Annotated in this window: 8 protein-coding genes; 2 read left to right on the plus strand and 6 right to left on the minus strand. The window is 38.6% G+C overall.

The window, feature by feature from the left end; genetic code table 11:
* Together ACO1O5_RS06470 and ACO1O5_RS06475 are read left to right on the plus strand one after the other, a co-directional pair.
* Nucleotides 1-908 (plus strand): sulfite exporter TauE/SafE family protein (locus ACO1O5_RS06470; protein ID WP_486269020.1); only part of this gene is annotated, 908 nt, incomplete at its 5' end.
* Nucleotides 905-1,294: a DUF1634 domain-containing protein gene (locus ACO1O5_RS06475; RefSeq protein WP_486269021.1), complete on the plus strand. Its 390-nt coding sequence runs from the start codon at nucleotides 905-907 to the stop codon at nucleotides 1,292-1,294. The genes ACO1O5_RS06470 and ACO1O5_RS06475, both read left to right, overlap by 4 nt.
* 208 nt (nucleotides 1,295-1,502) lie before the next feature.
* Here ACO1O5_RS06475 and ACO1O5_RS06480 read toward each other — a convergent pair whose 3' ends face one another.
* From ACO1O5_RS06480 to ACO1O5_RS06505, 6 genes are all read right to left on the minus strand, one after another.
* Nucleotides 1,503-2,339, minus strand: coding sequence for an energy transducer TonB (locus ACO1O5_RS06480; protein ID WP_486269022.1), 837 nt, complete (start codon nucleotides 2,337-2,339; stop codon nucleotides 1,503-1,505).
* Between the two features lie 193 nt (nucleotides 2,340-2,532).
* On the minus strand, nucleotides 2,533-3,873 hold the full coding sequence (locus ACO1O5_RS06485; RefSeq protein WP_486269023.1) for a sigma-54-dependent transcriptional regulator: 1,341 nt from the start codon (nucleotides 3,871-3,873) through the stop codon (nucleotides 2,533-2,535).
* A gap of 53 nt (nucleotides 3,874-3,926) precedes the next feature.
* Entirely contained in the window at nucleotides 3,927-4,118 is a 192-nt protein-coding gene (locus ACO1O5_RS06490) for a hypothetical protein (RefSeq protein ID WP_486269024.1), read from the minus strand.
* 15 nt (nucleotides 4,119-4,133) lie between these two features.
* Entirely contained in the window at nucleotides 4,134-4,517 is a 384-nt protein-coding gene (locus ACO1O5_RS06495; protein WP_486269025.1) for a hypothetical protein, read from the minus strand.
* A gap of 11 nt (nucleotides 4,518-4,528) precedes the next feature.
* Nucleotides 4,529-5,170, minus strand: a complete 642-nt coding sequence (locus ACO1O5_RS06500) for a hypothetical protein (protein WP_486269026.1) — start codon at nucleotides 5,168-5,170, stop codon at nucleotides 4,529-4,531.
* 529 nt (nucleotides 5,171-5,699) lie between these two features.
* The coding region (locus ACO1O5_RS06505; protein ID WP_486269027.1) for a hypothetical protein at nucleotides 5,700-6,360 on the minus strand (661 nt) is incomplete at its 5' end.

The following is a 6,360-nucleotide window of genomic DNA, read 5'->3' on the forward strand; positions in this document are numbered from 1 at the left end:
ATTATTTGTTTGTTGCTACTTTTGTATTTCAAACTATTGAATCCCGTACAATTCATTTTCAACTCCAATGCATGACGATAATTGTCTTTTCCCTCATTATACTGGCAGGTTCTTTTCTCGCAGGTTTGGTTGGCTCGCTTACGGGCCTTGGCGGAGGGGTAATCATAATTCCGATGCTTACCTTAATTTTTCATGTTGACATTCATTATGCCATTGGCGCTTCTTTAATTTCCGTTATCGCCACTTCATCGGGAGCCGCTGCAGCATATGTAAAAGAAGGCATATCAAACATTAGAATAGGTATGTTTTTAGAAATCGCCACAACCCTGGGAGCTGTGTCCGGCGCTGTTATAGCTATTTACGCTCCTACGCATTTAATTGCGATTATTTTCGGAATTGTTTTAATTTTTTCGGCAGCACTATCTTTTAAGAAAAGAAATGAAATACTCATACAAACGGAAGCCGGAAAATTTTCAAAGTTATTAAAGTTGAACAGCAGTTATCCAACAGGCGGAGGCAGCATTAGCTATAATGTGCATCACGTTATCGGCGGTTTTTTAATGATGATTGTGGCAGGGGTTATTTCCGGACTTCTGGGAATTGGTTCCGGAGCTTTAAAGGTAATAGCGATGGATAATATTATGAAACTCCCTTTTAAGGTATCTACCACTACCAGCAATTTTATGATTGGCGTAACGGCCGCCGCAAGTGCAGGCATCTATTTGCACAGAGGTTACATTAACCCCGGGCTTTCAATGCCGGTTGTTTTGGGAGTAGTGGCAGGTGCATTTATCGGTTCGCGGGTTCTTGTAAAATCCGAAACAAAATGGTTAAGGATTTTATTCGCAATTATTATAACCTTCCTGGCAATACAAATGATTTATAATGGAATATCAGGTAATTTATGAACACTAAGAATAAAATAACCGACTATGATATCGAATCAGTAATGGGAACATTGCTGATTACAGGTGTTGTTATTTCGGGCGCAGTTGTTTTGTTCGGCGGGGTATGTTACTTATACCAAATGGGAACGTCATTACCGCATTATAAAACCTTTAGGGGAGCACTTTCCGGGCTGCGGTCCGTGAGGCAAATTTTACAGGGAGTTATGCATTTCGACAGCCTCGCGATTATACAATTTGGCCTTGTATTATTAATTGCTACGCCCATCGCAAGAGTAGTATTTTCTGTAGTTGGTTTCTTTGTTGAAAAGGATTATTTATACGTGTTAATTTCATTGATTGTCCTGGCAATTATTGGTTTTAGTATTTTTAATGTTGGAGCCGGCTAATACTAACGGGCTGGGTGTGATTACTGATAAAATTGTCTTACGGTAACGCACACCTGTAAAACGTTTACTAACCGGGCGCCAGGAAATCGACTTTCGAAAATTATCCTAATTGGATGAAGCAGACTTCTGTTACTCCCTCATTTTTTAGCTGTGGCTGAGGTTTTGAAAAATGAGGGAGACAGATGATTTTAGCAGTTTCCAATAATTACTATTCGGGATTTGGATTCAGAACCGTTACCCGCTGAAGCCTGTAAGCATTTACGTACCTGCCGTTTTGTTGGGCGGGTATCCAGTTGGGCCCTTTTCTAATAATATTTGTTGCAATTTCCTCCAGCTTCGTGTTCTTCATTGTGGTAGCTTCTACGTTACTCACTTTACCCGTTTTATCCACAACAAATCTTACGACGCATGTTCCAAAATCCGCTTCTGTAAATTCGTCAACGTGAGCTTCTATAGCCTTTTGCACATACCTGGTCCATCCTTCAGTACCGCCGGGAAATGATGCATCGATTTCAACTTTTGTAAATATTTGGTCTTCCTCTTCTTTTTTGCTGACAGGAGCTGCAGTTACCTGGGTTCCGCGTATATCTGCCGGAGGTGCGCTGATAATTCCAAGATCTTTTGCCCCTATCACTGTTTTTACGTCAATTTTCGCATCTTGAAGTTCCTTTACTTCGGGCGGTGGTTTAATAACTTCCTCATCTTTTACAATTTTTGGCGGTGTAAAAGCGATGGTTGCTATTGGAGGAGGCGGAGGTAAATTTATCTTTGGCGGCGGCGGCGGAGGTGGCGGTGGTTCATCAGCCTTCATTTCTGTAAGTGAAATATCTTTTGAAAGAATGAGTGCCGAAGAGTCGTTCTTTAACATCTTGTCTCGTATAACTGAAATGGCGAAGGCAACCGAAATGGTAATAATGGTAACTACCAAAGCCGTATACAGTCTTTTGGGATAAGTTTTCCTTAAATCGTAAGCGCCGTATTCTTTATTCCGTCCGGCGAAAAGTATATCGAGCAGATCGACTTTTGAAATATTATTTGCATGCATAATCTTGAAATTTAATTGAATGCACAATAGATTAAAATGCTGTTGTAAAACTAATTGTGTAACATCTTTTAAGAAATGACAAACATCATTTCATTATATGATTGCAATAGGCAAATGAAGCGATACAAATCATAGAGAAATAACGGAGAAATGCCGTTATTCGTTAGAAGGATAAATGCTGAGTGCTGCATTTTTAAGCTAACGTATACTCTTCAATCTTGCGGTATAAAGTTGTTAAGCCAATATTCAGTAACCGTGCGGCCTCTGTTTTATTACCTTTTGTGTGAATCAATACTCTTTGAATATGTAATTTCTCTACGGTTGCCAGGTCGAACGATGACAATGATTTTATGGAATTGAGATTGGCGGCCTGGAGTTCCAGGGGAAGATCTTCAAGCGTCAGCTCCGGGCCATCTGCTAAGATGACCGCTCGTTCTATAACATTTTTTAATTCACGAATATTTCCCTTCCATTCGGATTGTTGAAGGTGTTCCATAAATTCTTTACTCATGGTTTCAACCGCAGGATTTGTTTTTGCCGCAAAAACTTTTAAAAAAAATTGTGCCAGTGCGGGGATATCTTTTTTTCTTTCGCGAAGTGGTGGCAAAAAAATAGTAAAAACATTCAAGCGGTAATAAAGGTCTTCCCTGAATCTTGCGTTTTTTACGTCCTGTTGCAGGTCGCGGTTAGTTGCCGCAATAAATCTTACATCTACTTTGGTTGTATGTGTATCGCCTACTTTTATAAATTCATGGGTTTCCAATACACGAAGTAATTTAGATTGCAATTCAAAAGGCATTTCACCAATTTCATCTAAAAACAAAGTGCCGCTGTCAGCTTCCTCTATTAAGCCCTTTTTGTCTTTTACGGCACCCGTAAAGGCTCCTGCCTTATGGCCAAATATTTCGCTTTCCAGGAGCTCTTTGCTAAATGAACTGCAGTTCAATGCCATGAAAGGCTTGCCAGACCTGGCGCTTGCATTATGAATCGCTTGAGCAAAAACTTCTTTTCCTGTTCCTGTTTCACCCAACAGTAAAACAGTCGTATCGGCAGGAGCCACTTTTTTTGCGAGGTTTATTGCATCTGTTATTGATGGCGATGTACCTATGATGCTCTCGAAATTATATTTTTTGCCTACCTGTTTTTCCAATAAGGCTACCTTCTTTTTTAACGCCACTTTTTCTATTGCCTTGCTCAATAACGGAATTACTTTGTCGTTATCATCGCCTTTCGTAATGTAATCAAATGCGCCATTTTTCATTGCCTGGATGCCATCGGAAATGTTGCCATAGGCTGTTAGAAGAATAATTTCTGTAAGATGATATTTTGTCTTTACTTCTTTAATAAAATCAATGCCATTGCCATCCGGCAACTTTACATCACAAAGAATTACATCAGGCTCTTCTTTCTCAATGGCTTTATGAGCCAAATTCAAATTACCTGCTTCGGTAACTGCAAAACCTTCCAGCTTAATAAGCCTTCCTAATAAATTCCGCAGCTTTTCCTCGTCGTCTACAATCAAAATTTTATTCATAATTATCGATAACTCTTTTTATAAAAAAAGTACACGCAAATAAAATTACGAACCTATATTTTAGATTGAATTAAAAGTTTTATGTTTTCTGCTGCAGCAATTCTATTGCAGGCAAAACATTCATTTATGTTGCTGCTGATAATTTGAATTATGCCAATTGATTTGTTGATAATTTGATTTTCAAATATTGAAAGGTTAACCTTACTCGTGACAGCATCATCTTTCCTGGTGGTTTTTCTTCTCATTGCATAAGGTTGCTTTCATTTTTTCATCACATAAAATAGATATGGCAACATAAAAAGGCAAATCAAAAAAAGAAGCCAGATCCGTCCTGCAACCAGGTTGTAGTCATGCAATAGGTTATCCCACGAGCGGTTTGCAAATAATCCCAGTGAGAATTCAAAAAGAACCGTTAGTACGACCCAGGTAATTCCAACTAACAGCGCTTGTTTGGTGTTTTGAATTTTAAGAAATGGAAATACAAACCCAACATAGATGGTACACAGGATAGCCAACATGAAAGTTGATAATTGATGTGCCCTTAATTCACTAAAATGCTTAATAAGAACCAATTGTCTCAGCGTTGCGTTTGCAAAGGCAATTGCTATCATGGGTAACCAAAATAAAAAATATTTAAGCATCATGTTTCAAAAATTCAGCTGTTGGTTTTAATTATTTTATTATTCCTTCGGAACATAATCGCAAGTAGTAACATGGCGACAGGCGCTGTTATTGCCCAGGGAAAACCGATAAATAATAGCTTCTCAGAAAAAGGTTGATAGAAATATACGAACGCAATTAAAGGAGTAACCAATGCATTGGCCAAAAAAGAAATGCGTACCCATTTTTGGAATCCTTGTTTTTCAAACACGGGGATAGCTATCAAAGTTGCCAGACCCATAAATATATATCCCAGCGCATCAAAATCCCAAAACAATGAATGTGGTGTTTGTTCAAGAATACGAATGTCATCGCCTGCACCATTGAGTTTTGTTGGAATTACCGTCGCCAGTTGGACAACGTAATTTGCCGTAACAAAAACAGAATAGATGATAGAAAAAATCAATGCTGCATGGCTCCAATATTTTTTTCTATCACGAGTTACATAATGCAGTGCCAGCATTTCAAGAACAAATGGTATAACGATGCAAAGTGATGTGCCGTATATTAGTATTTCATCTAACGGATAACTGATAACGCGGCCAACCTGCAACAATTGAACAATAACAAATGCTGTTGTTGCCATAAATGCAACAAGGCCCGACCAAAAGCCTATTTTGTTTACCGAGGCATTCATGAGAGTGACAATTGCAATTGCAAAAGTTAACCAGGATAAGGCTATAACAAATGATACAAATCAATTGAGAAACTAATTTCCGTCAGGTTTAGTTTCATGTTAATATGGACTCCCTTAATTTATAATTTGTAATCGTTTTATTGGAGATATATTGTAGCGGGTTTTTCCTCATCTGCCAAACGCAGGGGAGCGCTTACATTTGCTGGTAACCCAATATCGTAATAAAGCTATCTTCCATTTTCCAGTTGCATCATTCTTTTATACAATAATCGCCGAATAAAAATTATCAGCTACGTTAAGGCAACACGGATTGCCAACAATCTAAAAAGAGAATTTACTTTCATTTTAAAAATTACCTTAAGTTGATTTTGCCAATTGATGGATGGTTCTGTCGGCAGGCCGACAGTTAATATCGTCTGACCGGAACCGTTAGCCTGCCAAACAGTTATCGTGTTGCAAGCCGATCGCTGAAGATATGTGCGACAGGCAAATTACTAACGCTGGGCTGGAACAATTATTGAACTTTTCACTATAGAACGAGACCGGTTTGATTTCTCAAAACTCTTAGCGCCCGCAAAGTATTCCAGCGGCTAGGTTGCCCGGCATTCTCCATTTCGAAATGCGTTTGCCCGGGATGTTTTGATGCCAGTTTCCATTGTCCTGTATTAGTTCTTTTTTCCTGAATTACTTTTATTGCATCGTTCATTCTATCATCATGTTTCACTTTGGCATATTGAAAGTAATCCAGGGCTCTTAGGATGTCATAATACCAGCGTGAAGGGTAATAAAGTTTTAGGAAATTTGGATTTATAATCTCCCCTGTTCTATCGGACAGAAATAACCGGTGAATTAGGATAAATTCCCGGGATGATATTTCCGCGTTTCTTAGTTCATCTAACCTGTAACTATAGCCGCCGCATTTATATTCATGAATACCTTCAAGAACTGAGAGAGTGGAATGTAACGAACTATGTGTTGCACCCATTTTGTTAGACTGGCAATTAAAGCCGCCATCATTCATTTTTTGAGACAGTAAAAAATCGACAACGGACTTTAACCACTGTTCTTTCACCTGGAAATATGAAGTATAATTCAAAACCATTCCGTTCACACAAACATCACTTTTTTGACTACGACCAATGGGAAGTATTCCTCCATCTTCGCCTTTTTCGGTTTTAAAAATGATGTTC

Source organism: Ginsengibacter sp. (assembly GCF_057362405.1).

Bases quoted from the DNA above. Each gene is read 5' to 3' on its own strand.
- ACO1O5_RS06485 (WP_486269023.1), bottom strand. From the start codon at position 3,873: ATGAATAAAATTTTGATTGTAGACGACGAGGAAAAGCTGCGGAATTTA.
- ACO1O5_RS06500 (WP_486269026.1), bottom strand. From the start codon at position 5,170: ATGAATGCCTCGGTAAACAAAATAGGCTTTTGGTCGGGCCTTGTTGCA.
- ACO1O5_RS06495 (WP_486269025.1), bottom strand. From the start codon at position 4,517: ATGATGCTTAAATATTTTTTATTTTGGTTACCCATGATAGCAATTGCC.
- ACO1O5_RS06480 (WP_486269022.1), bottom strand. From the start codon at position 2,339: ATGCATGCAAATAATATTTCAAAAGTCGATCTGCTCGATATACTTTTC.
- ACO1O5_RS06475 (WP_486269021.1), top strand. From the start codon at position 905: ATGAACACTAAGAATAAAATAACCGACTATGATATCGAATCAGTAATG.
- ACO1O5_RS06490 (WP_486269024.1), bottom strand. From the start codon at position 4,118: ATGAGAAGAAAAACCACCAGGAAAGATGATGCTGTCACGAGTAAGGTT.